Below are 25,019 nucleotides of genomic sequence, written 5' to 3' on the forward strand. Positions count from 1 at the left end.
GGCCTGACAAGCCGAAGGACGAATTTTCACCTGAATGCGACGATCAGTTGCTCGACAGGCGGTCGCCCTTGTCAAAACGCCAAGTGCGAATGATCTCCAGGCGATCGACGTCCGACAGATCCCCCGTGAAGGGCGCGAACGGCGCGGCCAGGCGCACGATGCGCTGGGCAGCCTGATCCAGCAGCGGTTGCCCGGACGATTCGAGCACCAGCACTTCATAGAGCGAGCCATCGCTGTTGATCGAGACCATGAGTCGCAGGCTGCCGTAGATCTGCTGACGGCGCGCTTCCTCGGGGTAGTTGAGGTTGCCGATGCGTTCGACTTTCTTGCGCCACTCGTCTTTGTACCAGGCGCCTTTGTCGTGCATGGTGGAGGCCGCGCTCAGGCGGTGGATGCGCGGGCGCTTGGCGTACAGCTGCTGCTCTTTGGCCAGTTCGGCCTCCAGGCTGGAAATCTCGCTGGACTCTTGCGTGTTGTCGACGTCCGGGGTCTGGGCCTTGGGCGGCTGCTGGGTCTTGACCTCGGTGCGCTTGACCTGGGCCTTCTGCGGCTGGTTGGCGACGGTGGTCACCACCTGCTTGTCCGGATCGACCGGCGCTTCCACGGGCTGGCGAAAGGCCGGCGGCGGGGTGACCTTGTTGATGCGGTTGTCCTGGAAGGGAGCGATTTCGGTGGTCTTGGGCAGGGCTTTCTTGTCCAGTTCGCCGCTGCCTTCCTGATTGTCCTGGGCCAGGAAGTCGGCGTGTTTCGGCGCCTTGGGGCTCTTGAACGGGGCCAGGGTGATCTCCAGTGTCTGGCGGATCTCCTCGGGCTTGGCCACGCTGAAACCCACCCCCAGAATCACCACCACGTGCAGCAGCGCCGCGATGACCAGCGTCAGGCCCAGGCGGTCGGCGGGACGATTGAACTGGGGACGCAGCTGTTCGGGGATGTGGGTGGTGAGGTTCATTGCAATCCCGTCAAGCCTTGAGCTTCTCGGCAATCACATCCATCAACATCCCGCCGATGTCCGTGCCGAAGGCATTGTCGATCTCGCGGATGCAGGTCGGGCTGGTCACGTTGATTTCGGTCAGGTGCTCGCCGATCACGTCAAGGCCGACGAACAGCAGGCCTTTTTCGCGCAGTACCGGCCCCACCTGGGCGGCGATCCAGCGGTCGCGATCGGTCAGCGGCCGGGCTTCGCCGCGGCCGCCGGCGGCCAGGTTGCCACGGGTCTCGCCGGCAGCGGGGATGCGCGCCAGGCAATAGGGCACCGGCTCGCCGTCGACCATGAGAATGCGCTTGTCGCCGTCCTTGATCGCCGGCAGGTAGGCCTGGGCCATGATCTGCTGAGTGCCCAGCGCGGTCAGGGTTTCCAGAATCACCGACAGGTTGGGATCGCCCGGGCGGTGACGGAAGATCGAAGTGCCACCCATGCCGTCCAGCGGCTTGAGGATCACATCGCCATGTTCGGCGGCGAATTCACGGATGATATCGGCGCGGCGACTGACCAGGGTCGGCGGCGTGCACTGCGGGAACAGCGTGGCAAACAACTTCTCGTTGCAGTCGCGCAGGCTCTGCGGGCGGTTGACCACCAGCACCCCGGCGCGCTCTGCCTGCTCCAGCAGGTAGGTCGAGTAGACGAACTCCATGTCGAACGGCGGATCCTTGCGCATCAGGATCACGTCCAGATCGGCCAGTGGCGCGTCGAACTCCGATTCGAATTCGAACCAATGTTCGGGATCGGCGAACACCTTGAGCGGGCGCATGCGCGCGCGGGCCTGGCCAGCCCCCTGATAGAGGTCCTGGATCTCCATGTGGAACAGCGTCCAGCCGCGCGCCTGGGCTGCCAGCAGCATGGCCAACGAGCTGTCCTTTTTATAGGAGATGTTGGCAATAGGGTCCATGACAATCCCGAGGCGAACGCTCATGGGTGGTTCCTCATAGTCGGCGGGCCGCAGAACGGCATCTGAAAAAGTGGCGTCAGGGTGGCGCTGGCAGCGCTCGCGGTCAAGGAAAAAGCACTGAACCGGTGGGCAGATGGAACGCTCAGGGAGAGTATGTTAAAAAGACCCGTCAAGTGTGCGTCGCCGAGCCGAATGCCGGGATTGCGCGATGGGCAGCCGGCAGATCCAGTCTGCAACGCCTAAACGATTCAAGAGCGCACTATGGATCTTCAACCGCCAGCCCTCAAAGTGATGGTCATCGATGACTCCAGGACGATTCGTCGGACCGCCGAGATGCTGCTCAAGCACGCCGGCTGCGAGGTGATCACGGCCATCGATGGTTTCGATGCGCTGGCAAAGATCGCCGATCATCATCCCCGGGTCATCTTCATCGACATCATGATGCCGCGCCTGGACGGCTATCAGACCTGCGCCCTGATCAAGCATCACAGCACGTTCAGGAGCATTCCGGTGATCATGCTGTCTTCACGTGACGGTCTGTTCGACAAAGTACGCGGACGGACGGCAGGCTCCGAGCAGTTTCTGACCAAACCATTCAGCCGCGAAGAGCTGTTGGGCGCCATCAAGGCCCATGTACCGGGCTTCGCGGCGGTAGAACAACACGCACCCTGACGCCGGCCTCTGGCTTGCGTCATTCATGGAACGGGGAACACCATGGCTCGAATTCTGATTGTCGACGACTCGCCTACCGAGATGTACAAGCTCACCGGCATGCTCGAAAAGTACGGGCATGAGGTGCTCAAGGCCGAGCATGGGGCCGACGGCGTGGCGCTGGCTCGCCAGGAGAAGCCTGATGCGGTGCTGATGGACATCGTCATGCCCGGTCTCAATGGCTTTCAGGCCACGCGCCAGTTGACCAAGGACCCGGAAACCGCGCACATCCCGGTGATCATCATCACCACCAAGGATCAGGAAACCGACAAGGTATGGGGCACCCGCCAGGGCGCTCGTGACTACCTGACCAAACCGGTGGACGAGCAGACCCTGATCAAGACCCTCAACGCGGTCCTGGCCGGCTGAGGCCGGTCCCGTCATGAGGCCGTCGCGTACAGCCTTCGAGCTGTTGCTGGGCATCGACCAGCGCTGTCGGCAGCGCGCTGCCAGCCTGCCGTCGCAGAACACGCGCCTGCAGAGCTGGAGTGGCATCGGCTTTCGTCTGGGCGAAGTCTGGTACGTGGCGCCCATGGGCGAAGTCGCCGAGGTGCTGCCCCCTGGCCATGCCACGCGGATGCCCGGGGTCAAGCCCTGGGTACAGGGTGTCGCCAACCTGCGGGGGCGGCTGTTGCCGTTGCTGGACCTGGGCGGTTACCTGGGGCATGGCCTGGGCCTGGCGCACAAGGAGCGCCGGGTATTGGTGGTCGATCATCAGGACATTTTCGCTGGCCTGCTGGTGGACGAGGTCAGCGGCCTGCAGCACTTTGCCCCGCACAACCTCGACCTGTCGCCGGCGCCAGCGCTGGAACCGGCAGTGGCGCCCTACGTACAAGGCGTTTTCCGGCGTGAGCTGGCCTGGCACGTGTTCAGTCCGTTCGCATTGGTACAGGCCGCGGCGTTTCGCGACGTGGCGATTTAGGGTGTGACATGATCAAGACATCGGCAGGCACTCAGGAACGTTCACGTAGCAGCGCGCAGATTGCCGGGCTGTTTGTCGCGCTGATCGTCTTCATCATGTTGCTGTTCGCCAACTTCGCCTACCTCAACACCCAGTCCAACTACGACAAGCAGTACATCGGCCATGCAGGCGAGCTGCGCGTGTTGTCCCAGCGTATCGCCAAGAACGCCACGGAAGCCGCCGCCGGCAAGGCGCCGGCGTTCAAGTTGCTCAGCGACTCGCGCAACGAGTTCGAGCGCCGCTGGAGCGTGCTCAAGAATGGCGACCGTCATACCGGCCTGCCGCCCGCGCCGACGGCGGTACAGGTCGAGATGAAACGCGTTCAGAGTGACTGGGATGGCCTGCGCGGCAACACGGACACCATTCTTGCCAGCGAGCAGACCGTACTGTCGCTGCATCAGGTGGCCGCCACGCTGGCCGAGACCGTCCCGCAGCTGCAAGTGGAGTACGACAAAGTGGTGGATATCCTCCTGCAACGCGGCGCGCCCGCCAGTCAGGTGGCCATTGCCCAGCGGCAGTCGCTGCTGGCCGAACGCATCCTTGGATCGGTCAACACCGTGCTTTCCGGAGACGACAGCGCGCCGCAGGCAGCGGCGTCGTTCGGTCACGATGCCAACCGCTTCGGCCAGGTGCTGGCTGGCATGATCAATGGTGACCCGAGCATCCACATGAGCCAGGTGCAGGACCAGGACGCCCAGACGCGGCTACGGGAAATCGCCGAACTGTTCGAGTTTGTCTCCGGCTCCGTGGACGAGATTCTCGAAACCTCTCCCGAGCTGCTCAAGGTTCGCGGCGCTTCGAGCAATATTTTCAACCAGTCCCAGACCTTGCTGGACGAGGCGTCGCACCTGGCCGGCGGGTTCGAGAACCTTGCCAGGGGCCGCTCGGTGGACACCATCGGTGGTTATTTCCTGGGGCTGGCAGCGCTGGCGTCGATCATTCTGATCGCCTTGGTCATGGTTCGCGAAACCAACCGCCAGCTGCGCGAGACCGCGCAGAAAAACGAGCGCAACCAGGCCGCGATCATGCGCCTGCTCAACGAAATCGAAGACTTGGCCGACGGCAACTTGACGGTGATCGCCTCGGTCACCGAGGACTTCACTGGCACGATTGCCGACTCCATCAATTATTCGGTAGACCAATTGCGCGATCTGGTGGGCACCATCAACCTGACCGCCGAAGAAGTGGCCGCCGCCGTGGTCGACACCCAGGCCACTGCCCGCCAGTTGGCCGTGGCGTCCGAGCAGCAGGCTCAGCAGATCAGCGAAGCGTCCATGGCCATCAGCGACATGGCGCAGTCCATTGATCAGGTGTCCAATAACGCTGCGGAGTCCGCCAGGGTTGCGGAGCGCTCTGTGACCATCGCCAACAAGGGCAACGAGGTGGTGCACAACACCATCCGTGGCATGGACACCATTCGCGACCAGATTCAGGACACCGCCAAGCGCATCAAGCGCCTGGGTGAGTCGTCCCAGGAAATCGGCGACATCGTCAGCCTGATCGACGACATTGCCGACCAGACCAACATCCTGGCCTTGAACGCGGCCATCCAGGCATCCATGGCCGGGGAGGCCGGGCGCGGCTTCGCCGTGGTTGCCGACGAGGTGCAGCGTCTGGCCGAGCGCTCGTCCTCGGCGACACGGCAGATCGAAACCCTGGTGCGGGCGATTCAGGCCGACACCAACGAAGCCGTGATCTCCATGGAGCAGACCACCACCGAAGTGGTGCGCGGCGCGCGGCTGGCCCAGGACGCCGGTGTCGCACTGGAAGAAATCGAAGGCGTGTCTGAAGATCTGGCTGCCTTGATCCACAGTATTTCCGACGCCGCCCAGCAGCAGACCAATTCGGCGGGGCAGATTTCCCACACCATGTCGGTGATCCAGCAGATCACCGAGCAGACGTCTTCCGGCTCCACCGCCACGGCGGAGAGCATCGGCAACCTGGCGCGGATGGCCAGCGAAATGCGTCGTTCGGTGTCGGGGTTTACCCTGCCCGCTGCCCAGACGGCCCCGTGATGGCGCCGGACTCGAATTTATGGAGCCGACATGGCTGACCTGCCCGATTATGTCGCCCTGCGCTCAGTGGTCACGGCCATGCGTGAGGAGCTGGTGCGGGTCAAGGATCAGCTCGATCTGTTCGTCCTCGGCGACCGCCAGCACCTGAGTGCTTTGGACGGCCTGCTGGCGCCGTTGCGTCAGGTGGCTGACACCTTGGCGGTGCTGGGTTTCGGCCAACCGCGCAAGGTGATCATCGACCAGTTGGCGGTCCTGCAGGGCCTGGCCCAGGGCACTCGGACAGCGGACGACGCAGTACTGCTGGATGTGGCCGGCGCTTTGCTTTACGTGGAGGCCACCCTGGCCGGGCGTATCGGTTCGCTGGAGCCCAGCCAGGCTTTGGTCACGCCGTCCCCGGCTGCCGCCACCACCGCGAGCATGGACCTGGCGCAGATCCATCGTCTGGTCATCGCCGAGGTGCGTCAGTGCCTGCGTCAGGTCAAGGAGCGGATTCTCGATCACGATGATGGTCCCCGGCCCTTGCAGGACGCCGAACAGATGCCGCTGGCGGTAGCCTCGGAGCTGTTGACGCAAGCCCGAGGCGCCTTGGCCATGCTGTCCATCGACCGGGCTGCGGCACTGGTACGCGCTTGCCGCGACTATATCGACACCGCGCCGGCTCGCTTGCAGTCCGATGATCTGATGGATGCCCTGAGCAGCATCGACTATTACCTCGATCAGCTCAGCAGCCAGCCCAATCAGCCGGATGAAGGCCTGCTCGACCTTGCCGAAGACGATCTGATGATGCTCGGCTACGAGCCCGCCGGCGTCGTGCACCCGCCGCGCAACATGCCGCTGCCACAGCGTCACGTTGAACAACTGCCGGCAGCGCCCGCGCTCAATCCTCTGCCGCAATCGATACCCGCCACGCTATTGCCGCCTTCAGCCGACCCGGTCTTGGACGACGAGCTGCGCGATGTCTTTCTGGAAGAGTGCGGCGAAGTCATGGCCTGCCTGCATGAGCAATGGCCGCTGTGGCAACGCCAATCCCAGGGGCGAGCGCCGCTGGCGCAGATTCGCCGTGCGTTCCATACCCTCAAGGGCAGTGGACGCATGGTGGGTGCCCTGGTGCTGGGTGAGCTTGCCTGGGCGCTGGAGAACTTGCTCAACCGCTTGCTGGAAAGTCAGGCGGATGCCAGCGCCGAGGCGGTGGCGCTGGTCGAGCAGGCCATGGCTCGGCTGCCGGCGCTGGTGAAGGAATTCGCCAAAGGCCAGCAGCGCCAGCACGATGATGTCGACCTCCTCGCCGCCCAGGCCCACCTCCTGGCGGCTCGCAAGCAGGCCGTGGACAGCCAGCTGCAAGAGATTTTCCAGAGTGAGGCACAGGCACACCTGGACAGCCTGGCGCGCTTTCTTCAGGCCTCACCGCCAATGGGCGGCCAAGCGCTGACCGATGACCTCATTCGCGCGCTGCACACCCTGCGGGGCAGTGCCCATGTTGCCGGCGCCCATGCCATCGCAGCGCTGGCCGACGTCCTTGATCAGCTGGCGCGGGAGTACAAGGCCCATCAGCTCTTGCTGCACGCCGATGAGTTGCAGCTGCTCAGTGAAGCGCTGGTTGCACTGCGTGACTTGCTTGGTCAGGACCCTGGCGCGCCTGCACCGGAGCTGCTGGCACGGCTCGAGGCGACCCTGGCGGTTCGGCTGCAAGGCTGGCAGACGCAGCCGAACGAGCCACATCGGATACGTCACGATCCGCAGTTGATCACCGGCTTTCTCGCCCAGGGCATGGATATCCTGCTCGACGCCGAATCGCTGTTGCAACGCTGGCGCGAACACCCTGGCGAACGCCAGGAACTGACCGCTCTGCTCGATGAGTTGACCACCCTGGGGCACGGCGCACACCTGGCCGATCTGCATGCCATGGATGAGTTGTGCGAGGCTTTGCTCGACCTTTATGGTGCGGTGGAGGAAAGCAGCCTGGCGGTCAGCCCGTCGTTTTTCGACGCGGCTCATCAAGCCCACGACGGCTTGATCGACATGCTCGACCAGATCGCTGCCGGTCAGCAGCTGCATCCGTGCCCGCAGCAGGTACAGGCGTTGCGCGACCTGTTGGCGCAAGGGCTTGAGCCTGGCGCCATGGGCCATATCGGCGGTGGCGGGCAGGTCATCCAGGATCTGACCCGTGCAACCCGGCGCCTGCACGAGCAGGCCGCGACCGATGAGCCTTCCGCGGCCGAGCCTCAGGACCCGATTGTCGAACTCTTTCTGGAAGAGGCAGCCGACCTCCTCGACAGCGCCGACGAGGCGCTGCTGCGCTGGCTCAGGGACACGGCCAACGGCGCGCCGCTCCACTCCCTGCAGCGCGATCTGCACACCCTCAAGGGCGGCGCACGCCTGGCTGACATCGCCGAAGTGGCGGATCTGGGCCAGGCCCTCGAGGGGCTCTACGAAGGCTTGGTGAATCGCGCACTGGTCCATTCGCCGGCCTTGCAACGGGCCTTGCTCGACGGCCATGAGCGCCTGTCGCAGATGCTCGATCAGCTGCAACTGGAGCAGCCACTTCAGGCTGCCGACAGCTTGATCGAGGCGGCACGCTTGCTGCGCCTTGAGCACACGGCAGCCATCGAGGTCGCCGAGCCCACCATCGCCGAAGAAGACACGGAGCTGCTGGAGATCTTTCTCGAAGAGGGCTTCGACTTGCTGGACAGTTCGGCGCACTCGCTCAAGCGCTGGCGGGCAGAACCTGGCAATGTGCTGGAGGTCGAGAACCTGCTGCGTGATCTGCACACCCTCAAGGGGGGCGCACGGATGGTCGAAGCCTCGTCCATAGGTGACCTGGTGCACGAGCTTGAGTTTATCCACGAAAAAGTCCTGGCCGGTACCTTGCAGCCGGATAACAGCCTGTTCAACCTGTTGCAGCAGGCTCATGACCGGCTCGCGCAGATGCTCGATGCCTTGCGCTCCCGGCTGCCTGTGGAGCCGGCACAGTCATTGATACAGCGTGTCCGCGCTTTCGACGGACAGCCGCTGCCGCTGCCGGCCCCGCCTGTTTCGCCAGCGGCGGACGTGCAGCCGGCAGTGGCGGAACGGGGCACCGCCGATCTGGTCAAGGTTGCCGGGGACCTGCTGGAAGACCTCGGCAACATGGCCGGAGAAACCTCATTGCTCCATGGCCGGGTCGAGCAACAGGTCAACGATGCTCAAGCCGCGTTGCATGAGATGGACATCACCATTGAACGGATGCGTGAGCAGTTACGCCAACTGGACACCGAAACCCAGGGGCAGATTCTCAGTCGCCGACAGATCGCCAACGAGCAGGGCGACTACGATGACTTCGACCCGCTGGAAATGGACCGCCACTCGCCACTGCAGGAGTTGTCCCGGGCCTTGTTCGAATCGGCCTCCGACCTGGTCGACCTGAAAGAGACCCTGATGGGCCGCAACCATGAGGCGCAGATGCTGCTGGCGGTGCAGTCGCGGGTCAACACCGAGCTGCAGGAGGGCTTGATGCGTACGCGCATGGTGCCTTTCGAACGGATGGTGCCGCGCTTGCAGCGAGTGGTCCGCCAGGTAGCCGCCGAGCTCGGCAAGCAAGTGGAGCTGGAAGTGGGCAGCGTCCAGGGCGAAATGGACCGCAGCGTGCTCGAACGCATGCTGGCGCCGCTGGAGCACATGCTGCGCAACGCCGTGGACCATGGCCTGGAAAGCGCCGAGGCGCGTCTGGCCGCCGGGAAGCCGGCCCATGGCACCATCCATCTGGACCTGCTGCATGAAGGCTCGCAGATCATCATCGTGCTCGCCGACGACGGCGCCGGCGTGCCCCTCGAGGCCGTTCGGGCCAAGGCCATCAAGCGCGGGCTGCTCGACCCGGCCATGGCCATCAGCGACCACGACGTGTTGCAGTTCATTTTACAACCGGGGTTCAGCACGGCCGCCAAGATCACCCAGATCTCCGGGCGTGGTCTGGGCATGGACGTGGTCCACGAAGAGGTCAAGCAGCTGGGCGGCTCCATGACCCTGGACTCGAAGGTCGGCCAGGGTGCCCGGTTTGTCATTCGCCTGCCGTTTACTGTGTCGGTCAACCGGGCGCTGCTGGTGCACTGCGGCGAAGAGCAATACGCCGTCGGCCTGAACACCCTGGAAGGCATGGTGCGAGTCATGCCGGATGAACTCGAAGCCTGTTACCAGCTCAATCCGCCGCGCTACGAATACGCCGGGCGCGGTTACGACCTGCGTTACCTGGGCCAGCTGCTGGGTGGCCCGCCTGCACGGCTGGTGGCTCAGACCCAGGCCCTGCCGGTATTGCTGGTACACGCCCATGATCAGCAAGTGGCTGTGCAGGTGGATGCCGTGGCCAGCTCCCGGGAGATTGTGGTCAAAGGCCTCGGCCCGCAGTTCGCCAGCGTGCCGGGGTTGTCCGGCGCGACCATTCTGGGGGACGGCAAGGTCGTGCTGATTCTCGACCTGCTGGGGCAGATACGCGCGGCGCAGATGCGCCACCTGCAGCATCTGGCCCATCGCGGCAACGAACGTGTGCCGCCGGTCAGCCTGCCGGCGCGACCGCTGCTGGTCATGGTGGTGGACGACTCGATCACGGTACGCAAAGTCACCAGCCGCTTGCTCGAACGCCATGGCATGCACGTGCTGACCGCTCGGGACGGGGTCGAGGCCATGAGCTTGCTGGAAGTCCATGGCCCGGATGTACTGCTGCTGGATATCGAAATGCCGCGCATGGATGGCTTCGAAGTCGCTACCCGCGTGCGCCAGCACCCGCGCCTCAAGGACCTGCCGATCATCATGATTACCTCGCGCACAGGCCCCAAACACCGTGAGCGGGCCATGGCCATCGGCGTCAACGATTACCTGGGCAAGCCCTTCCAGGAAACCCGTCTGCTGGAAAGCATCGCCCAATGGAGCCACGGTCATGCGTGAGACCGCCCCCGAGCAACCGCAGATACGTCAGGACAGCCTGATCGGCCTGTTGCTGCCGCTGTTCGGCCGTTACCTGCTGCTGCCCAACGTCGCCGTTGCCGAATTGATCGACTATCAATCGCCCGAACGCCAGGAGGGCGCCCCGGCCTGGAACCTTGGACAGATCAGCTGGCGCAACCAGCCCGTGACCCTGCTGAGCTTCGAAGCCGCCTGCGACGGCACCAGCGTCATTGGTGACCGCGCACGTATCGTCGTGCTCAACGCCCTGGGCGACAGTGGGCGGCGCTTCATCGCGCTGCTGATCCAGGGCATTCCGCGTTCGTGTCGGGTGGATGCGCAGTTGAGTTACGTGGACGTACCCTTGGCGCCGCTGGAGCTGGCAGCGGTGCAGGTAGGGGATGTGGTGGCGCGGGTTCCGGATCTGGAAGGGTTGGAGGGGTTGCTGGATTCGTTGGCACAAAGGGGCTGAGCTGATCAATACCGTGGCGGCGCAGGAGCGTGCGAAGCCCGCGATGGGCCCTCATGGTTGATCGGCGTGTCCGCATCACAAGCATCGCGCGCTTCTGCGGGCAACAATGCCAGCCAAACCGTGATGCCATCCACAAATCCGCCACCCAAGTGCGTTAGCATAGTCGCCACGTTCTGCAGTTCACGGAGGCAAGGCGGATGTATCACGGTGAACGGCTCAATGCCTGGACGCATTTGGTGGGGGCGGCTGCAGCGTTTGTCGGGGCGGTGTGGTTGTTGGTGCTGGCGAGTCTGCAGGGCGATCCCTGGAAAATTGTCGGGGTGGCCATTTACGGGCTGACTCTGGTGATGCTCTACAGCGTGTCGACCGTGTACCACAGCGTGCGCGGGCGCAAGAAGTCGATCATGCAGAAGGTCGATCACTTGTCGATCTACCTGTTGATTGCCGGCAGCTACACGCCGTTCTGTCTGGTGACGCTGCGCGGGCCCTGGGGTTGGAGCCTGTTCGGGGTGGTCTGGGGGCTGGCGGTGGTGGGCATGCTGCAAGAGATCAAGCCGCGCTCGGAAGCGCGGATTCTATCGATCGTGATCTATGCGGTAATGGGCTGGATCGTGCTGGTGGCGGTCAAGCCGTTGCTGGCCACGCTGGGCAGCGCCGGCTTTGCCTGGCTGGCCGGCGGCGGGGTGCTCTACACCCTGGGGATCATCTTTTTCGCGCTGGACAAACGCGTGCCCCATGGCCATGGCATCTGGCACCTGTTCGTGATTGCCGGGAGCCTGATGCATTTCATCGCGATCTTTTTCTTCGTGGTCTAGAAGTCGCCCCACAGCTGCTGCGCCACGGCCAGCGCCACCACGGGTGCGGTTTCGGTGCGCAACACCCGCGGGCCGAGGCGCGCAGCGTGGTAGCCGCTACTTTGTGCCTGGGTCACTTCAGCATCGCTCAGGCCACCCTCCGGCCCGATCAGGAACGCCAGGGTCGAAGGGCGCGCGTGACTGACCATCGGCTCGGCGACTGGATGCAGCACCAGCTTGAGATCGGCCTGGGTGTTTTTCAGCCAGTCCGCCAACAGCTCTGGCGGATGAATCACCGGCACGCTGGAGCGACCGCATTGCTCGCAGGCACTGATAGCCACCTGGCGCCAATGAGCCAGGCGTTTATCGGCGCGCTCGTCCTTGAGCCGAACTTCGCAGCGCTCACTGACGATGGGGGTAATCTCGTTGACGCCCAGTTCGGTGGCTTTCTGGATTGCCCAGTCCATGCGTTCGCCCCGGGACAGGCCCTGGCCCAGGTGGATGCTCAGTGATGAATCGGGCTGGCCGGTAAAGCTGTCGTCCAGCCGTACGCTGACGCGTTTCTTGCCGACTTCCAGCAATACGCCGCGATACTCGCTGCCGGAACCATCGAACAACTGCACCGCATCGCCTTCAGCCATGCGCAACACGCGGCCGATGTAATGGGCCTGGGCCTCGGGCAGTTCGTGCTCGCCGAGGCTCAGGGGCGCGTCGATGAAAAAACGGGATAGTCTCATTGCAAAGTCTCTACCAGCCAGGATCTAGCCCGGATCTCGAAAATCGGGGTGGAAGTTGTTCGGCACGGCGACCTGGGTGGTGGTGCGAGTGGCGATGTCGATGCCCTCGGTAGCCACTTCGGCGAGGAAGTCGATCTGCTCCGGCGTGATCACATAGGGCGGCAAAAAGTACACCACGCTGCCCAGCGGCCGCAGCAGGGCACCACGCTTCAGCGCGTGCTGGAAGACCTGGAGGCCACGGCGTTCCTGCCAGGGGTAGGCGGCCCTGGTAGCTTTGTCCTGGACCATTTCGATGGCCAGCACCATGCCCGTCTGGCGGACTTCCGCGACATGCGGATGATTCACCAGGTGCGCTGTGGCACTGGCCATGCGTGTGCTGAGGGCCTTGTTGTTCTCGACCACGTCGTCCTGTTCGAAAATGTCCAGGGTCGCCAGGGCCGCCGCGCAGGCCAACGGGTTGCCGGTGTAGCTGTGGGAGTGCAGGAAGGCACGCAGGGTCGGGTAGTCGTCGTAGAAGGCGCTGTAAACATCATCGGTGGTCACGCAGGCTGCCAAGGGCAGGTAGCCGCCGGTCAGCGCCTTGGACAGGCACAGGAAGTCCGGGCGAATGCCGGCTTGCTCACAGGCGAACATCGTCCCGGTGCGTCCGAAGCCGACGGCGATTTCGTCGTGAATCAGATGTACACCAAAACGGTCGCAGGCTTCGCGCAGCAACTTGAGGTAAACCGGGTGATACATGCGCATGCCGCCCGCGCCCTGAATCAATGGCTCGATGATCACGGCCGCGACGCTGTCATGGTGCTCGGCCAGGGTCTGTTCCATGGCCAGAAACATCGTGCGCGAATGTTCTTCCCAGCTCATGCCTTCTGGGCGCAGATAGCAGTCCGGGCTGGGCACCTTGAGGGTGTCCAGCAGCAGGGCCTTGTAGGTTTCGGTGAACAGCGGCACGTCGCCCACCGACATCGCGGCGATGGTCTCGCCGTGGTAGCTGTTGGTCAGGGTGACGAAGCGCTTCTTCTGCGGTTGACCGCGGTTGAGCCAGTAGTGGAAGCTCATCTTGAGCGCCACTTCGATGCACGACGAGCCATTGTCGGCATAGAACACCCGGTTCAAGCCTTCTGGCGTGATTTTCACCAGACGCTCGGACAGCTCGATCACCGGCTGGTGACTGAAGCCGGCGAGAATCACGTGTTCCAGCTGGTCGACCTGATCCTTGATGCGCTGGTTGATGCGCGGGTTGGCATGGCCGAAGACGTTGACCCACCAGGAGCTGACAGCGTCCAGGTAGCGCTTGCCCTCGAAGTCTTCGAGCCAGATGCCCTCGCCGCGCTTGATCGGGATCAGCGGCAGCTGCTCGTGGTCTTTCATCTGAGTGCAGGGATGCCACAGGACCTTGAGGTCACGTTGCATCCACTGTTCGTTCAAGCCCATTTCAGTCATCTCCAGCAAAACAATCGCGCAAGCCTATGCAAAGGTCGGGTGGCTCACAACCTTTGTGTGGCACGGTGAGGCGTATGGCCACTGCTTAATGTTTTCTTAATCTCTACAATCCAGACTAACAATCGTATAAATCGATATATCAAAGCGAAATTTTCCGCTTTAATTCGATATATAAAAAGCTAGTCTTACGCTCAGACCATATGGGGCTCCATCGATGCAGCTACGCAACTCCACTTCTCGTTACGGCTGGGTCAGCATGTTCCTGCACTGGGGCGTTGCGCTGACGGTCTTTGGCATGTTTGCGCTGGGCCTGTGGATGGTTGGCCTGGGCTATTACGACCCCTGGCGCAAAGCCGGACCGGATCTGCACAAGAGCATCGGCCTGGTGCTGTTCTTCTTCATGTTGTTGCGCGTGGTCTGGCGTTTCGTCAGTCCGCCACCGCCGCCGACCCCCAACCAGGGGCGTGCAACGCGGTTGGCCGCCACCTTGGGGCACTTGTTTATCTACCTGGACCTGTTCCTGGTGATGATTGCCGGCTACCTGATCTCCACCGCCGATGGCGTCGGGATTTCGGTATTCGGGTTGTTCGAGGTGCCGGCGCTGGTCAGTGGACTGCCCAACCAGGCGGACACGGCAGGCACTGTGCATCTCTACCTGGCCTGGGTGTTGGTGATCTTTGCCGTACTCCATGGCATGGCCGCTTTGAAGCACCACTTTATCGACCGCGATGCGACGCTGGTTCGCATGCTGGGTCGTACCGTCAGACGTTAAAACTCACTTATAGGAATACCGCACATGTTGAAAAAGACGCTCGCTGCACTGGCCATCGGTACTGCCCTGCTGTCAGCTGGCCAGGCAATGGCCGCCGACTACAAGATCGACAAGGAAGGCCAGCACGCCTTCATCAACTTCAAGATCGGTCACCTGGGTTACAGCTTCATCTACGGTACCTTCAAGGACTGGGACGGCTCGTTCAGCTTCGACGCTGCCAAACCTGAAGATGCCAAGATCGACGTCACCGTGAAGACCGCCAGCGTCTTCACCAACCAGGCTGAACGCGACAAGCACATCAGCAGCGACGCGTTCCTGGACGTGGCCAAATATCCTGAGGCCACTTTCAAATCCACCAGCGTCAAGCCGACCGGCAAAGATGCTGACGGCAAGATGACGGCCGACGTGACCGGCGACCTGACCCTGCACGGCGTGACCAAGTCGGTCGTGATCAAGTCCACCTTCCTGGGTGAAGGCAAGGATCCATGGGGCGGCTACCGCGCTGGCTTCGAAGGCACCACCACCATCAAGCGTGCCGACTTCGGCAAGATGATGGACCTGGGTCCAGCGTCCGAGACCATGGAGCTGATCATTTCTTTCGAAGGCGTCAAAGCCAAGTAATTCGAAAGTACCGGTCAAAAAAAACCGCCGCCCTCAGGGCGGCGGTTTTTTTATGACCTGATAAACCTCAACCTTCGCGGTTGCGCGTCAACAGGGCCGGTTTTTCACCGTTGCGACGGCTCGGCAATTGCTCGAGTTGTTCCAGCTGCTCGGCTGTCGGGAAACGGTCGATCTTCGATTCCTTGTGCACGATTTTCGGCTGGCTCTGACCACTGCGTGGATTCGCCACAGCAGGTTCCTCGCGCGGTTGCTCGTCACGAGCCGGACGGCGGTTGCGCGGGTTGCTGCTGGTGTCACGGTTGTTGTCGCGACGGGGCTGGCCATCTCGGGCACCACCGCCGCCACTGCGCGGGCCGCGTTTTTCACCGGCCGGCGCACCGGCGGGTTTTGGCGCGCCGCTGCGTGGATTGGCCGGGCGACCTTGACGAGGCGCGGACGCTGGTGCGGCTGCTCCTGTCGCCGCCGGTGCGGCGCCGGGACGACGACCACGGCCCTGATTCTTGCCCTGGTAGGGGCTTACGTAATCCGCTCGGTTGCCGAAGTTATCCACTTCGTCATCGAGGAATTCGTCAGGCGCGCGGTTGGCATTGTCTATGGCAGGCTTGGGGGCCCGCGCTTCACGTGGTTCATTGGAGCGAGGCTCCGAGGAACGAGGCTGGCGTGCGCCGGCTTCACGTGGTTTCTGGTCACGGGGTTGGCGTTCAGAACGCGCCCCGGCGGGCTTTTCCTTGCCTTTGTCCTTCCCTTTGTCCTTGCGACCTGCACCGGCGGCAGCGCCGTCGGTACGGGCGCCACGGCCACGGGCGGTATTGGCTTGGGGCCGCTCGCGCACCTCGGGCTTTTCAGCCTCCACGGTGCTGGAATCGAAGCCCATCAGATCACCATCCGGGATCTTCTGTTTGGTCATGCGCTCGATGCCCTTGAGCAACTTCTCTTCGTCCGGCGCCACCAGCGAGATCGCCTCGCCGTTACGGCCCGCGCGGCCAGTACGGCCGATACGGTGGACGTAGTCTTCTTCGACATTGGGCAGTTCAAAGTTGACCACGTGGGGCAACTGATCGATGTCCAGGCCGCGCGCGGCGATGTCGGTGGCGACCATGATCCGTACAGCACCGGCCTTGAAGTCGGCCAGGGCTTTGGTACGGGCGTTCTGGCTCTTGTTACCGTGAATGGCCACGGCGCTGAGGCCGTGCTTTTCCAGGTACTCGGCCAGACGGTTGGCGCCGTGCTTGGTGCGGGTGAACACCAGCACTTGTTCCCAGGCACCCTGAGTGATCAGGTGCGCCAGCAGCGAGCGCTTGTGGCTCGCGGCCAAGTGATAGACCCGCTGCTCGATGCGCTCGACCGTGGTGTTGGGCGGCGTGACTTCGATGCGTTCCGGGTTGTGCAGCAGCTTGCCGGCCAGATCGGTAATGTCCTTGGAGAACGTCGCCGAAAACAGCAGGTTCTGGCGCTTGGCTGGCAGGCGGGCGAGGACCTTCTTCACGTCATGGACAAAGCCCATGTCCAGCATGCGGTCGGCTTCGTCCAGCACGAGGATTTCCACGTGGGACAGATCGACGCTGCCTTGGCCGCACAGATCGAGCAGACGACCAGGGCAGGCCACCAGTACGTCGACGCCGCGGGACATGGCCTGTACCTGCGGGTTCATGCCGACACCACCGAAGATGCAGGCACTGACGAACTTCAGGTCACGGGCATAGACCTTGAAGCTTTCGTGGACCTGTGCAGCCAGTTCACGGGTAGGCGTCAGGACCAGTACGCGCGGCTGGCGCGGACCGTGGCGTTGGGATTTGTCCGGATGGCCATTGGGAAACAGGCGCTCGAGGATCGGCAGGGCAAAGCCGCCGGTCTTGCCTGTACCTGTTTGCGCGGCGACCATCAGATCGCGACCTTGCAACACGGCGGGAATGGCCCGCTGTTGCACCGGAGTGGGCTGGGTGTAGCCCGCCGCCTCGATGGCACGGACTAGAGCCTCGGAGAGACCGAGGGAAGCAAAGGACATGAGTAATCCTGTTCTAAAGGGGGCTTTTGCCCAAGGGTAATCTTGCCTGGCGCGACGGGTGCGATGGGCACTGTCGCGTCCGGTCCTGCGCGGCCTTCAATGCGCATCGCCTGGCTCGAGGCGGCGTGGGCCGGGCGGTCGAGCGATTCGGGATGCCTTTTGCAAGGCCTGGCGTCCGGGCGTAAGCCTGGCGGGAACGCCCGAGTATAACAGAGCTATCACAATGCGCCGCTTTCCTGCTGCTCAACGGCTGAATGACGCGAATCGGCCGTCGTCGGTGCCTGGGTGATGCGTTGCTCGGCCGCAGCGTAGCGTTGCAGTAAAGCCTGGTATTGTGGCTCCTGCTTGAATCGCTTGAGTTCCACGCCAAAGCGTTGAATCAGCAAGTCCATCCCGGCGTTGCGCCGCACCGCCAGAAACTGTTTGTTTTGGTAGATTACCACGGGCAGTTCGCTGACCTGATCCTGCAGGCCCATTTCCCGAATCACGTGTTCGCCCACGCGGCGGTCAGTCAGCACCAGATCGACGCGGCCGCGGATCAACTTGCCGAAATTCGCTTCATGGGAAGGTGCGGTTTCCTGTTTGAACGTCTGTGCGTTCATGAACGCATCGCCGTAGAAATAGCCGGGAGAGGTGCCGACGGTAAGGCCTGCGAGGTCATCGAGTGTCGATACCGAGTGCGGATGGCGGTTGTCCTGAAACAGCATGAACTGTACGTCCGACAGCGGTTCGGCTGGGTAGAGCAGCTCATTGTCCCGGGCCGTAGTGTGGAAAATATCCAATGCGCCGTCGGCCTGACCCTGAGCCAGCATGGCCAGACAACGTTTCCAGGGCAGAAATTGCCACTCGACATCGATCCCCAGGCGCTGGAAGACCGTGGCCGTGACTTCGTAATCGATGCCTTTGGCCTGATCATGACTGTCCACGTAGACATACGGCGCCCAAGGCTCGGTGACGATCCGCAGCTTCTCCGCCTGAACAGGCAGACTCAGGATCGTCAGAGACAAGGCAGTCAACAGCAGGCGTCGGAAGGGCATGGCTTGAGAGTACGATGGGCAGGGAGGCGCTGGCTACCTATGGGTGCATGAAGTCGTGCTTAATGTTCGAGACTGCTGGCGGCAACGGGCATCAGGTGCTGAAAAATATCCAGACGCCGCTTGCCCAGCAGGAGGCGTACCCCAGGGGCATTCAGCCAGCTCTGCAATTGCTCCGGCGTGAGACGGCTGGCGGTGCGGCTCTCGAAGTTGTCGCGGGCCTTTTCCCACCAGGCGGTGCTACAGGCCCGATCGAACTCGTCGGCGTGCTCGTAGCAGCCATTGAGGACTTCGCGCATGAACTGGCGTGGCATGCCCGCCAGCGTTAGCGTCGCCAGCTTGGCCAGCAAGCGATGCAGGGTGGGTGGGCGCGGAATGTCGAGGTTGATCCCGCGCAGGTCGACCATGGCCGACTCGGCCAGAGGCTGCTCACCGTGCTTGCGCAGCCAGGCGCGGACCTTGGCGCGAAACAGGTTCTTGCGGCTCCAGTAGTGGTGGATCAGCTCCGGACACTCGGCAAGTGTCAGATGGTGATGGACCGCTACCGCCAGGCAGAACTCCTCCAGTACATAAGCCCCTTCGCTGCGGGGGTAACATTCATCCATCAAGGCGATGGATCGATCAAGGACCGCGCTGTCGCCGCTGCGCAGGCCTATCACTCCGGAGTTCAACAGCGGCATGTCATCGTCGGCCAAGCCCCGGGCCTTTAGGTCTTCGTGCAGGTTGAAGTACAGCGGCGAATCCTGGTACTGGCTGTAAGGCCGGTTGATGGTGTTGCACAGCAAAGTGCCGGGCTGGATGCAGTCGAACAGCCGCGCGGGCGGGACACGAAACACTGTATCGGTGTCGATCAGCAGGGCGACATCACGTTCCTGGAGGATCTGCCGCAGGACCACGTGTTTGGTACGAAAGTGGTAGCCGTGGGGCTGGGCCCAGGCTTCCCGGGTGGCCTTGTCCAACGGCCGCACGCTGACGGGCAACACACCATAGGCTTCGGGTTTGTCCGTGAAGACCAGAATGTCGGGCACCGGCTCGCCGGCCTCGCGGGACACCGCGAAAGCGCTGGCAATGCTGAACAGGGCTTCTTGATGGTAGGTGTCCGAGCCAAAGGCGAGATAGACAAGCAATGGCCGAGCGGCAACGGTACTCGCGGGCATGGAGCTAAGGCATCCTGAAAGAAGGTCGGCATTTTACGTCATCGACTTTCAGGCGTCTTGTGCGGCATGCCGCGAATTCATGACGAATGCTTCAGCGCGGCAGACCGAGGTTGTTCCATATGGCCAGGCTGGGTTCGGCCTGGTTGAGGGTATAGAAATGCAACCCTGGGGCGCCGCCTTGCAACAGGCGCTCACACATCTGCGTGATCACATGCTCGCCGAAGGCCTGGATGCTGGCGACGTCGTCACCATAGGCTTCCAGCTGCTTGCGAACCCAGCGCGGGATTTCTGCGCCGCAGGCATCGGAGAAGCGTGCCAACTTGCTGTAGTTGGTGATAGGCATGATGCCCGGCACGATCGGCAGGTCCACACCCAGCTTGCGCACACGCTCGACGAAGTAGAAGTAGCTGTCGGCGTTGAAAAAGTACTGGGTGATGGCGCTGTCGCCACCGGCCTTGGCTTTGCGGACGAAGTTGGCGATATCGTCTTCGAAGTTGCGCGCCTGTGGGTGCATTTCCGGGTAGGCAGCCACTTCGATATGGAAATGGTCGCCGGTTTCGGCACGAATGAACTCCACCAGGTCATTGGCGTGGCGCAGCTCGCCGCTGGCCATGCCCATGCCGGAAGGCAGGTCGCCCCGCAGCGCGACGATACGCTCGATGCCAGCGGCCTTGTACTCGGCCAGCAGGCTGCGCAAGTCAGCCTTGCTGTCACCTACACAGGACAGGTGAGGCGCGGCCGGGACTTTCACTTCGTTCTGCAATTGCAGCACGGTGTTCAACGTGCGATCGCGCGTCGAACCGCCTGCACCATAGGTGCAGGAAAAGAAATCGGGGTTGTAGCTCGCCAGCTGGCGGGCCACGTTCAACAGTTTTTCATGCCCAGCATCGGTCTTGGTCGGGAAGAACTCGAAGCTGAAGCGGCGTTCCTGGGACATGGTGGAAACCCTTGAAAGCGAAGCAAGGTCTGTAGGCGCGCGCCACTTGCGATCGGTATCACACCGATCGCGAGTGGCGCGCGCCTACAACAGGCGACTGACTTAGTAGCGGTAGGCGTGCGGCTTGAACGGGCCTTCCACGGTTACACCAATGTAGTCGGCCTGCTGCTTGGTCAGCTGCGTGACAACGCCGCCGAAGCCACGGACCATTTCCAGGGCCACTTCTTCGTCCAGTTTCTTGGGCAGCACTTCCACCGTCAGGCGCTCGGCTTTCTGAGTGTCGGACAGGTCGGCGTACTTCTGGCCGAACAGGAAGATCTGCGCCAGCACCTGGTTGGCGAAGGAGCCGTCCATGATCCGGCTTGGGTGGCCAGTGGCGTTGCCCAGGTTGACCAGGCGGCCTTCGGCCAGCAGGATCAGGTAGTCATCGTTCTGCGCGTCGAAGCTACCGGCGCCAGTGCGATGGATCTTGTGGACCTGTGGCTTTACCTCTTCCCATGCCCAGTTCTTGCGCATGAAGGCGGTGTCGATTTCGTTGTCGAAGTGGCCGATGTTGCACACGACGGCACGTTTTTTCAGGGCCTTGAGCATGTTGGCGTCGCAGACGTTCACGTTACCGGTGGTGGTCACGATCAGGTCGATCTTGCCCAACAGGTACTTGTCGATACTGGCTTCAGTGCCGTCGTTGATGCCGTCGATGAACGGAGAGACCAACTCGAAGCCGTCCATGCAGGCCTGCATGGCGCAGATCGGGTCGACTTCCGAGACCTTGACGATCATGCCTTCCTGACGCAGCGACTGAGACGAGCCCTTGCCCACGTCGCCGTAGCCGATCACCAAGGCCTGCTTGCCGGACAGCAAGTGGTCGGTGCCGCGCTTGATGGCGTCGTTGAGGCTGTGACGGCAGCCGTACTTGTTGTCGTTCTTGCTCTTGGTCACCGAATCGTTGACGTTGATGGCCGGGATCTTCAGTTCGCCCTTGGCCAGCATGTCCAGCAGGCGGTGCACGCCAGTGGTGGTTTCTTCGGTCACGCCATGGATGCGATCGAGCATGGCAGGGTATTTCTTGTGCAGGATCTCGGTCAGGTCGCCGCCGTCGTCGAGGATCATGTTGGCGTCCCATGGCTGGCCATCCTTGAGAATGGTCTGCTCGATGCACCACTCGTATTCCTGCTCGGTCTCGCCTTTCCAGGCAAATACGGCGATGCCGGCGGCGGCGATGGCAGCAGCGGCCTGGTCCTGGGTGGAGAAGATGTTGCACGACGACCAGCGCACTTCGGCACCCAGGGCGACCAGGGTCTCGATCAGCACGGCAGTCTGAATGGTCATGTGGATGCAGCCAAGAATCTTCGCGCCCTTGAGCGGCTGCTCGCCGGCGTATTTGCGGCGCAGGCCCATCAGGGCAGGCATTTCGGATTCGGCAATGATGGTTTCGCGACGGCCCCAGGCAGCCAGGGAAATGTCGGCGACTTTGTAATCGGAAAAACCGGCAGGCGTCAGTACAGCGCTCATTGAAGAGTCTCCATTCGTAGTGTGCGAATGGGCGCCGTTGTGCGTTTATAGGCCCGCACCAGAGACCTGTGCGAACAACGCCCCATCCGAGCCTGACAGGCCAGGCCTGCTGCAGCGCCCCTCGGACAGGTGGCGGGAACGGCCAGGAAAGTGGCAGGCCGTTGGGGTGAAACCCGGCGATTATAACTGCGCCGACGTCGCTTCCAAAGCATTTCTGCGGTTTCCCGCCGGGAGGCTGATCAGCCCGATAGAAGATGGCCAATGGAGAGCCGCGTCAGGCTCTGCCATTATGGACCGCATCCCCGGACGACAAGCAGGAGCGAGCATGAATTTCCACACCCGCAAATGGGTCAAGCCTGAAGACCTCAACCCCAACGGCACGTTGTTCGGTGGCAGCCTGCTGCGCTGGATCGACGAAGAAGCAGCGATCTACGCCATCGTGCAGCTGGGCAACCAGCGCGTGGTGACCAAGTACATCTCCGAGATCAACTTTGTCAGCGCCTCGCGCCAGGGCGACATCATCGAGCTAGGCATCACCGCCACCGAATTTGGTCGCACCTCCATCACCCTGACCTGCGAAGTGCGCAACAAGATTACCCGCAAGAGTGTGCTGACGGTGGAGAAGATGGTCTTTGTCAACCTGGGCGAAGACGGTCTGCCGGCAGCCCATGGGCGGACCGAGATCAGGTATGTGAAGGACCAGTTCCAGGAAGATGTCGTCAATACCTGACAGACCGAGTCGCCCTTATCGCGGGCAACCGCGACAAGGGCGACGCGGTATCAGAGTCCTTTCATCCAGGCCAGCCCTGCTGACGTATCGCCCTTGGGCCGATACTCACAGCCAATCCACCCCGTATACCCCAGCTCATCGATCAGCTTGAACAGCTGCGAGTAATTCAACTCACCCATGTCCGGCTCATGCCGATCCGGCACTCCGGCGATCTGGATGTGGCCGATCCCGGCGAAGTCCCGGCGCAGCTTGACCGACAGATCACCTTCGACGATCTGACAGTGATAGCAGTCGAACTGCACCCTGAGGTTGTCGGCACCCACCTCGGCGCAGATGGCGTGCGCCTGATCCTGACGGTTGAGGAAGAAGCCCGGCATGTCTCGCGTGTTGATCGGCTCCAGCAACACGGTGATGCCGGCTCGTGCGGCCTGGGCTGTCACGTGGCCCAGATTCTCCAGATAGACCTCGTGGTGCCGTGCGCGCAGGCTTTCCTCTGGCAGCAGCCCGGCCATCACGTGAATGCGGTCGTTACCCAGCACGGCGGCATACTCCAATGCTCGCTCGAACCCGCCACGAAACTCGCTTTCACGGCCGGGGAGTGAAGCAATGCCGCGTTCGCCTGCGACCCAGTCACCGGGCGGAGCGTTGAACAGTGCCTGGACCAAACCATTATCGGTCAGGCGTTGCTTGAGTTGCTCGGGGCTGTAGTCATAGGGGAACAGGTACTCCACTGCCTTGAAGCCATCGGCGGCGGCCGCCGCAAAGCGGTCGAGGAAATCGTGCTGCGGATAGAGCATGCTGAGGTTTGCAGCGAAACGGGGCATGGGAGCCTCCACACAAGGGTTCAAGGTCAGACAAAAGGCCACAGCAGCAGGGTCATGATAAAGCCCAATGTGCCCAGAGTGGTCACCAGCAAGGTCCAGGTGCGCAAACCGTCACCCACATTCAGCCCGGCCAGCTTGGTAAACATCCAGTAGCCCGCGTCATTGATATGAGACATCGCCAGCCCGCCACCGCCCATGGCCAGGCACACCAGTGCCATGTGGTTGGGGCTCAGATTCAGCGTGGCGATCAACGGGCCGAGGATGCCGGCAGTGGTGACCAATGCCACCGTAGTTGAACCCTGCACGGCGCGCAGCAACAGTGATAACAGAAAGCCCAGGGCCAGGATCGGCAGGCCAGTATTGCGCAGCGCCTCGGAAACCACCGCGCCGATGCCGGTGTCCACCAGCACCTTGCCGAACACCCCGCCGGCACCGGCGATCAGAATCACCATGGCCACGCCGGGCAAGGCCGAGCCAATCACGTCCGACACCTGGCTGCGGCTCCAGCCTCGGCGCGAGCCGAGCAGCCAGGCACATAGCAGGGTGTCGATCAACAGGGCCACCAGCGGCGCGCCGAGCACCGTCATGACACTGCGCACCTTGGACTCCACCGGCAACAAGGTAGTGGCCAGCGTACCCAGCAGAATCAGGATGATCGGCAGCACGATCAGCGCGATGATCAAGCCCGCGCCGGGTGCCGGCGCCTTGGGCAGCCTGGCCTGGAGCGAAGTGGCGCTTTCTTCCAGGCCCAAGGTCTTGGCCTGGGCGGCTTCGCTGGTGTTGGAATAGTCACCTTTGGCCCAGGCTTCAAGATCGGCGTTGCTGACGTTGGGGCCATAGACCTCGGCCCGAATGTCATCGGTCATCGGGTAAGTCCGGCGGGTGATGCGCCCGGCGATCAGATAGCCGATCAAGCACAGCACGGCGACGATGGGAATGCCCAGCATCAGCACTCGGCCCAGGTCGGCGCCCAGTTGCCCGGCAGCAGCCACGGCGCCAGGGTGCGGCGGCAGAAACGCGTGCACGCTGAGCAAGGCAGCGCACATCGGCAAGGCGAAGATCAGCAGCGGCTTGCGTGCTGCCCGAGCGACGCCGTAGGCCAGCGGCATCAGGATGATCACGCCGACTTCGAAGAACACGGGAATGCCCACCATGAACCCGGCGATGGTCAGCGCCAGCGGCGTACGCTTGTTGCCGAAGCGCCCGATCAAGGCTTTCGCCAGTGCCTCGGCGCCGCCGGACAGCTCGATGATGCGACCGATCATGGCGCCGAGGGCGATGATGATCGCGATGTGGCCAAGGGTCTTGCCCATGCCGCCTTCGATAGTGGCCACCAGGTCGGCAGGTTTGACCCCGGCCACCAGCGCCACGAGGATGCTCACCAGCATCAGGGCCACGAAGGGTTGAAACTTGTACTTGAGCACCAGAAACAGCAACAGCGCTATACCCGCGCCGGCGGTGCACATCAGTAATAGTGGGCTCATGCTCTCTTGTGTCCTG

Annotated in this window: 21 protein-coding genes and 1 riboswitch; of the genes, 10 read left to right on the plus strand and 11 right to left on the minus strand. The window is 62.7% G+C overall.

The annotated features are described in order from the left end of the window. Positions 1-43: 43 nt before the first annotated feature. On the minus strand, positions 44-949 hold the full coding sequence (locus HB675_RS11615; RefSeq protein WP_213878454.1) for an energy transducer TonB: 906 nt from the start codon (positions 947-949) through the stop codon (positions 44-46). Between the two features lie 10 nt (positions 950-959). Continuing rightward, a complete protein-coding gene (gshB, locus tag HB675_RS11620; RefSeq protein WP_213878455.1) occupies positions 960-1,910 on the minus strand; it encodes a glutathione synthase in 951 nt (316 codons plus the stop codon). A 237-nt stretch (positions 1,911-2,147) separates the two neighbouring features. On the opposite strand from gshB, the gene pilG reads away from it, so the two are divergent. From pilG to HB675_RS11655, 7 genes are all read left to right on the plus strand, one after another. Further along, the gene (gene pilG / locus HB675_RS11625; RefSeq protein ID WP_213878456.1) at positions 2,148-2,558 is read left to right on the plus strand and encodes a response regulator; all 411 of its coding nucleotides are present in this window, start codon (positions 2,148-2,150) and stop codon (positions 2,556-2,558) included. A gap of 42 nt (positions 2,559-2,600) precedes the next feature. After that, entirely contained in the window at positions 2,601-2,966 is a 366-nt protein-coding gene (pilH, locus tag HB675_RS11630) for a response regulator (protein WP_213878457.1), read from the plus strand. A 13-nt stretch (positions 2,967-2,979) separates the two neighbouring features. After that, the gene (locus HB675_RS11635) at positions 2,980-3,519 is read left to right on the plus strand and encodes a chemotaxis protein CheW (protein WP_213878458.1); all 540 of its coding nucleotides are present in this window, start codon (positions 2,980-2,982) and stop codon (positions 3,517-3,519) included. A gap of 8 nt (positions 3,520-3,527) precedes the next feature. After that, on the plus strand, positions 3,528-5,573 hold the full coding sequence (locus HB675_RS11640; protein WP_213878459.1) for a methyl-accepting chemotaxis protein: 2,046 nt from the start codon (positions 3,528-3,530) through the stop codon (positions 5,571-5,573). A gap of 39 nt (positions 5,574-5,612) precedes the next feature. Beyond that, the gene (locus tag HB675_RS11645) at positions 5,613-10,487 is read left to right on the plus strand and encodes an Hpt domain-containing protein (RefSeq protein WP_256737521.1); all 4,875 of its coding nucleotides are present in this window, start codon (positions 5,613-5,615) and stop codon (positions 10,485-10,487) included. After that, positions 10,480-10,956 (plus strand): chemotaxis protein CheW, encoded by a 477-nt coding sequence (locus tag HB675_RS11650; protein ID WP_213878461.1) that lies wholly within the window; start codon positions 10,480-10,482, stop codon positions 10,954-10,956. The genes HB675_RS11645 and HB675_RS11650 overlap by 8 nt, the downstream gene beginning before the upstream one ends. A 197-nt stretch (positions 10,957-11,153) precedes the next feature. Then, the gene (locus HB675_RS11655; protein ID WP_213878462.1) at positions 11,154-11,771 is read left to right on the plus strand and encodes a hemolysin III family protein; all 618 of its coding nucleotides are present in this window, start codon (positions 11,154-11,156) and stop codon (positions 11,769-11,771) included. Here HB675_RS11655 and HB675_RS11660 read toward each other — a convergent pair. Continuing rightward, the gene (locus HB675_RS11660) at positions 11,768-12,487 is read right to left on the minus strand and encodes a 16S rRNA (uracil(1498)-N(3))-methyltransferase (RefSeq protein WP_213878463.1); all 720 of its coding nucleotides are present in this window, start codon (positions 12,485-12,487) and stop codon (positions 11,768-11,770) included. The genes HB675_RS11655 and HB675_RS11660 overlap by 4 nt on opposite strands. A 24-nt stretch (positions 12,488-12,511) precedes the next feature. Then, the gene (locus HB675_RS11665; RefSeq protein ID WP_213878464.1) at positions 12,512-13,918 is read right to left on the minus strand and encodes an adenosylmethionine--8-amino-7-oxononanoate transaminase; all 1,407 of its coding nucleotides are present in this window, start codon (positions 13,916-13,918) and stop codon (positions 12,512-12,514) included. 223 nt (positions 13,919-14,141) lie between these two features. On the opposite strand from HB675_RS11665, the gene HB675_RS11670 reads away from it, so the two are divergent. Beyond that, complete coding sequence (locus HB675_RS11670) at positions 14,142-14,699, plus strand: cytochrome b (protein ID WP_213878465.1); 558 nt, start codon at positions 14,142-14,144, stop codon at positions 14,697-14,699. Positions 14,700-14,723: 24 nt separating this feature from the next. Further along, positions 14,724-15,320, plus strand: a complete 597-nt coding sequence (locus HB675_RS11675) for a YceI family protein (protein ID WP_213878466.1) — start codon at positions 14,724-14,726, stop codon at positions 15,318-15,320. A gap of 67 nt (positions 15,321-15,387) precedes the next feature. Here the strand turns inward: HB675_RS11675 and HB675_RS11680 are convergent, their stop codons facing one another. The 5 genes from HB675_RS11680 to HB675_RS11700 all read right to left on the minus strand — a co-directional run bounded on the left by HB675_RS11680 (position 15,388) and on the right by HB675_RS11700 (position 21,965). Continuing rightward, complete coding sequence (locus HB675_RS11680) at positions 15,388-17,325, minus strand: DEAD/DEAH box helicase (RefSeq protein ID WP_213878467.1); 1,938 nt, start codon at positions 17,323-17,325, stop codon at positions 15,388-15,390. A gap of 218 nt (positions 17,326-17,543) precedes the next feature. Further along, complete coding sequence (locus HB675_RS11685) at positions 17,544-18,362, minus strand: transporter substrate-binding domain-containing protein (RefSeq protein WP_213878468.1); 819 nt, start codon at positions 18,360-18,362, stop codon at positions 17,544-17,546. A 59-nt stretch (positions 18,363-18,421) separates the two neighbouring features. Then, complete coding sequence (locus HB675_RS11690) at positions 18,422-19,516, minus strand: hypothetical protein (protein ID WP_213878469.1); 1,095 nt, start codon at positions 19,514-19,516, stop codon at positions 18,422-18,424. Positions 19,517-19,607: 91 nt separating this feature from the next. After that, a complete protein-coding gene (gene metF / locus HB675_RS11695; RefSeq protein WP_213878470.1) occupies positions 19,608-20,453 on the minus strand; it encodes a methylenetetrahydrofolate reductase [NAD(P)H] in 846 nt (281 codons plus the stop codon). Between the two features lie 102 nt (positions 20,454-20,555). Further along, complete coding sequence (locus HB675_RS11700; RefSeq protein WP_213878471.1) at positions 20,556-21,965, minus strand: adenosylhomocysteinase; 1,410 nt, start codon at positions 21,963-21,965, stop codon at positions 20,556-20,558. Positions 21,966-21,987: 22 nt separating this feature from the next. Further along, a riboswitch (S-adenosyl-L-homocysteine riboswitch) is annotated at positions 21,988-22,094 on the minus strand. A gap of 196 nt (positions 22,095-22,290) precedes the next feature. On the opposite strand from HB675_RS11700, the gene HB675_RS11705 reads away from it, so the two are divergent. Continuing rightward, positions 22,291-22,695, plus strand: coding sequence for a hotdog domain-containing protein (locus HB675_RS11705; RefSeq protein ID WP_213878472.1), 405 nt, complete (start codon positions 22,291-22,293; stop codon positions 22,693-22,695). Positions 22,696-22,745: 50 nt separating this feature from the next. On the opposite strand, the gene otnI is transcribed toward HB675_RS11705, so the two are convergent. Together otnI and HB675_RS11715 are read right to left on the minus strand one after the other, a co-directional pair. Beyond that, the gene (gene otnI / locus HB675_RS11710) at positions 22,746-23,519 is read right to left on the minus strand and encodes a 2-oxo-tetronate isomerase (RefSeq protein WP_213878473.1); all 774 of its coding nucleotides are present in this window, start codon (positions 23,517-23,519) and stop codon (positions 22,746-22,748) included. Positions 23,520-23,545: 26 nt separating this feature from the next. Beyond that, positions 23,546-25,003 carry an SLC13 family permease gene (locus tag HB675_RS11715; RefSeq protein WP_213878474.1) on the minus strand — a complete coding sequence of 486 codons (1,458 nt, stop codon included), beginning with the start codon at positions 25,001-25,003 and terminating at the stop codon, positions 23,546-23,548. Between the last annotated feature and the right edge of the window lie 16 nt (positions 25,004-25,019).

The sequence above is a fragment of the Pseudomonas sp. dw_358 genome (assembly GCF_018449655.1).
Lineage (GTDB): Bacteria > Pseudomonadota > Gammaproteobacteria > Pseudomonadales > Pseudomonadaceae > Aquipseudomonas.

Excerpts from the sequence above, each read along its gene's own strand:
- HB675_RS11615 (WP_213878454.1), bottom strand. The coding sequence starts at position 949 with ATGAACCTCACCACCCACATCCCCGAACAGCTGCGTCCCCAGTTCAAT.
- gshB (WP_213878455.1), bottom strand. The coding sequence starts at position 1,910 with ATGAGCGTTCGCCTCGGGATTGTCATGGACCCTATTGCCAACATCTCC.
- pilG (WP_213878456.1), top strand. The coding sequence starts at position 2,148 with ATGGATCTTCAACCGCCAGCCCTCAAAGTGATGGTCATCGATGACTCC.
- pilH (WP_213878457.1), top strand. The coding sequence starts at position 2,601 with ATGGCTCGAATTCTGATTGTCGACGACTCGCCTACCGAGATGTACAAG.
- HB675_RS11635 (WP_213878458.1), top strand. The coding sequence starts at position 2,980 with ATGAGGCCGTCGCGTACAGCCTTCGAGCTGTTGCTGGGCATCGACCAG.
- HB675_RS11640 (WP_213878459.1), top strand. The coding sequence starts at position 3,528 with ATGATCAAGACATCGGCAGGCACTCAGGAACGTTCACGTAGCAGCGCG.
- HB675_RS11650 (WP_213878461.1), top strand. The coding sequence starts at position 10,480 with ATGCGTGAGACCGCCCCCGAGCAACCGCAGATACGTCAGGACAGCCTG.
- HB675_RS11655 (WP_213878462.1), top strand. The coding sequence starts at position 11,154 with ATGTATCACGGTGAACGGCTCAATGCCTGGACGCATTTGGTGGGGGCG.
- HB675_RS11660 (WP_213878463.1), bottom strand. The coding sequence starts at position 12,487 with ATGAGACTATCCCGTTTTTTCATCGACGCGCCCCTGAGCCTCGGCGAG.
- HB675_RS11665 (WP_213878464.1), bottom strand. The coding sequence starts at position 13,918 with ATGGGCTTGAACGAACAGTGGATGCAACGTGACCTCAAGGTCCTGTGG.
- HB675_RS11670 (WP_213878465.1), top strand. The coding sequence starts at position 14,142 with ATGCAGCTACGCAACTCCACTTCTCGTTACGGCTGGGTCAGCATGTTC.
- HB675_RS11675 (WP_213878466.1), top strand. The coding sequence starts at position 14,724 with ATGTTGAAAAAGACGCTCGCTGCACTGGCCATCGGTACTGCCCTGCTG.
- HB675_RS11680 (WP_213878467.1), bottom strand. The coding sequence starts at position 17,325 with ATGTCCTTTGCTTCCCTCGGTCTCTCCGAGGCTCTAGTCCGTGCCATC.
- HB675_RS11685 (WP_213878468.1), bottom strand. The coding sequence starts at position 18,362 with ATGCCCTTCCGACGCCTGCTGTTGACTGCCTTGTCTCTGACGATCCTG.
- HB675_RS11690 (WP_213878469.1), bottom strand. The coding sequence starts at position 19,516 with ATGCCCGCGAGTACCGTTGCCGCTCGGCCATTGCTTGTCTATCTCGCC.
- metF (WP_213878470.1), bottom strand. The coding sequence starts at position 20,453 with ATGTCCCAGGAACGCCGCTTCAGCTTCGAGTTCTTCCCGACCAAGACC.
- HB675_RS11700 (WP_213878471.1), bottom strand. The coding sequence starts at position 21,965 with ATGAGCGCTGTACTGACGCCTGCCGGTTTTTCCGATTACAAAGTCGCC.
- HB675_RS11705 (WP_213878472.1), top strand. The coding sequence starts at position 22,291 with ATGAATTTCCACACCCGCAAATGGGTCAAGCCTGAAGACCTCAACCCC.
- otnI (WP_213878473.1), bottom strand. The coding sequence starts at position 23,519 with ATGCCCCGTTTCGCTGCAAACCTCAGCATGCTCTATCCGCAGCACGAT.
- HB675_RS11715 (WP_213878474.1), bottom strand. The coding sequence starts at position 25,003 with ATGAGCCCACTATTACTGATGTGCACCGCCGGCGCGGGTATAGCGCTG.